Consider the following 2002-nt stretch of genomic DNA (forward strand, 5'->3'; position numbering starts at 1 on the left):
CTTCAATCATCAGCTTCAGCCCTCGCAGTACCATCGAGCAGCCATGGTCGTCGTCGGTCAGTGGGACTTTGAACTCAACTTGATGGGCTGTTTTGGGTTGCTCCGGCTTGAAGAAAAGGCTGCCTGTCGTGAACGCTTCGCCGGAGGGGGGGATGCAGGTTTCACCGGGCGCGGGTTTGTAGTTGGCAGTGCCGGTCACCGTGAAGTTCTCAGGCACGTCAGCCTGAAAGGTGAAGGTTTTGGGTGGGGTCATTGAGCAACCCGAGATCAACAAAGCGAAAGCGCCCAGGCACACTGTTTGCACCCAGTTGATGACGAGTATTCGCACGTTCCCATCGCAAATGTTTAGACGTGTTTTCATTGTTTATTGTTCTTGCTCAGTGCAGTTGGGATAAACAGTGCAATCGCGACCGTCAGGCATTTTGAAATTTTTGAAGTCGGTGGTGTTCCCAAAGCAGAAGGCATCCCTATCGTCAAGATCTTCTCCCATACAGCGTTTCCATCCCTGAGGAAACTTAACCCAGTTATCTCCAACTGCTGGTTCTTCTTCCTTCGCCACAGACAACACCAACTTGACCGTCGAGTCCGCCAATTGATCGCGGTGCAAGCGGCCGCCGATCATGCGTTTTTGTATTTCGCCTTTCGCATCGAGGGCCCTGCATTTAAGTATTTTCCTGATAAAACGCTTAGGGCCGACCGTGCGAAACAGCCACTGACATTGCCCGTTAAAGATCTGGGTCTGTGGTGTTGACGTGGCGGGGGGCAGCGCTGAGGGCTCATCACTGACGGAGAAACCGGCAGACGCCAAACTCATGTCCAGTTCACGTTTGCCCCACTGTCCTTCAATCATCAGCTTCAGCCCTCGCAGTACCATCGAGCAGCCATGGTCGTCGTCGGTCAGTGGGACTTTGAACTCAACTTGATGGGCTGTTTTGGGTTGCTCCGGCTTGAAAAACAGGCTGCCTGTCGTGAACGCTTCGCCGGAGGGGGCGATGCAGGTCTCACCGGGCGCGGGTTTGTAGTTGGCAGTGCCGGTCACCGTGAAGTTCTCAGGTACGTGAGCCTGAAAGGTGAAGGTTTTGGGTGGGTTCAATGAGCAACCCGAGATCAACAAAGCGAAAGCGCCCAGGCACGCTGTTTGCACCCAGTTGATGGCGGGTATTCGCACGTTCCAATCGCAAATGTTTAGACGTGTTTTCATTGTTTATTGTTCTTACTCAGTGCAGTTGGGATAAACAGTGCAATCGCGACCGTCGGGCATTTTGAAGTTTTTAAATTGCGGGGGACTTACGCACAATTCTTCTATATCCCGCCCCCAATTTCCTTTACAAGGTTTCCATCCAGCGGCTGTCTTAATCCAGTAGCGATTGAAATAAGGCTCCTCCTCCTTTGACACACTTAACACTAACCGGACTGTCGAGTCCGCCAATTGATCGCGATGCAAGCGGCCGCAGATCATGCGTTTTTCCATGTCGCCGTTTGCATTCAAGGCTCTGCACATCGGGATTTTTACGATGTAGCGATATGGGCCCATAGTTCTGAATAACCACTGGCATTGCCCTTCAAACACTTGAGGCGTAGAGGCTTGTTGCGAGGTTTCATCTGAAATAGAGAAGTTGGCAGATTCTTGTGAAGTATGCTCTCTGCCTGGCCCCCACCGCCCCTCAATAGTCAGCTTCAAACTGTGAAGCACTGACGAGCAACCATGTTCGTTGTCGGTCAGTGGCACTTTAAATTCAACTTGGTGGGCCGTTTTTGGCTGGTCCGGCTTGAAGTGCAGACGACCGACGCGGAACGGTTTGCCGGATCGGCCCGTGCAGGTTTCTCCGGGCGCAGGTATGTAATTGCCTGTGCCCGTCACCGTAAAGTTTTCAGGCACGTCAGCCTGAAAGGTGAAGGTTTTGGGTGGGGTCATGGAACAGCCCGACATCACCAAAGCCAAAGCGCCCAGGCACGCTGTTTGCACCCAGTTGATGGCGGGTATTCGCACGTTCCAATCGCA

2 protein-coding genes and 1 pseudogene are annotated in these 2002 nt (G+C 52.8%); all 3 read right to left on the minus strand.

Translation table 11 applies throughout. The annotated features are described in order from the left end of the window. A pseudogene (locus BKD70_RS08735) lies at positions 1 to 253 on the minus strand (hypothetical protein); the annotation flags it as partial. A 111-nt stretch (positions 254 to 364) separates the two neighbouring features. After that, positions 365 to 1201, minus strand: a complete 837-nt coding sequence (locus BKD70_RS08740) for a hypothetical protein (protein ID WP_256542503.1) — start codon at positions 1199 to 1201, stop codon at positions 365 to 367. Positions 1202 to 1213: 12 nt separating this feature from the next. Further along, a partial coding sequence (locus BKD70_RS24165) for a hypothetical protein (protein WP_371913984.1) occupies positions 1214 to 2002 on the minus strand: 789 nt, incomplete at its 5' end.

It is taken from the genome of Pseudomonas sp. BS-2016, from assembly GCF_001806145.1.
In the GTDB taxonomy this organism is placed as follows: Bacteria; Pseudomonadota; Gammaproteobacteria; order Pseudomonadales; family Pseudomonadaceae; genus Aquipseudomonas; species Aquipseudomonas lundensis.